The organism is Clostridium tyrobutyricum DSM 2637 = ATCC 25755 = JCM 11008 (genome assembly GCF_000359585.1).
GTDB classification, from domain to species: Bacteria; Bacillota; Clostridia; order Clostridiales; family Clostridiaceae; genus Clostridium_B; species Clostridium_B tyrobutyricum.
Window position 1 is genome coordinate 1 of sequence record NZ_APMH01000068.1, and the last position, 500, is coordinate 500.

Below are 500 nucleotides of genomic sequence, written 5' to 3' on the forward strand. Positions count from 1 at the left end.
ATTATGAATTTTGAATTATCAAAAGAACAGGAACTTGTACAAAAAACAGCAAGGGACTTTGCAGAAAAGGAGTTAAAACCTATAGCAATTGAAAATGATGAAAAAAGCGAATTCCCTATAGATAAATATAAAAAAATGGGGGAAATGGGACTCATAGGGCTGCCATATCCTAAGGAATATGGTGGATCCGGAGCTGATTATCTCTCTTATGTATTAGCTGTAGAGGAAGTTTCAAAGGTACATGCATCTGTAGGAATATCATATTCTGTAACTACATCCCTGTGTGCAGGTGGTATATTTAACAACGCATCAGAAGAGCAGAAGAAAAAATACCTTCCAGACATATTATCCGGAAAAAAATTCGGATCTTTTGGAATGACAGAACCTAATGCAGGCTCAGATGCATCAGCAGCAACAACTACAGCAGAAAAAAAGGGAGACTATTATATATTAAATGGTACTAAATGCTTTATTACAAATGGACCTCTTTCAGAAACATT

General features: G+C 35.4%; 1 protein-coding gene. It reads left to right on the forward strand.

The annotated features are described in order from the left end of the window. Nucleotides 1-3 precede the first annotated feature (3 nt). On the forward strand, nt 4-500 hold a 497-nt coding region (locus J418_RS0115330), incomplete at its 3' end, for an acyl-CoA dehydrogenase family protein (RefSeq protein ID WP_026142676.1).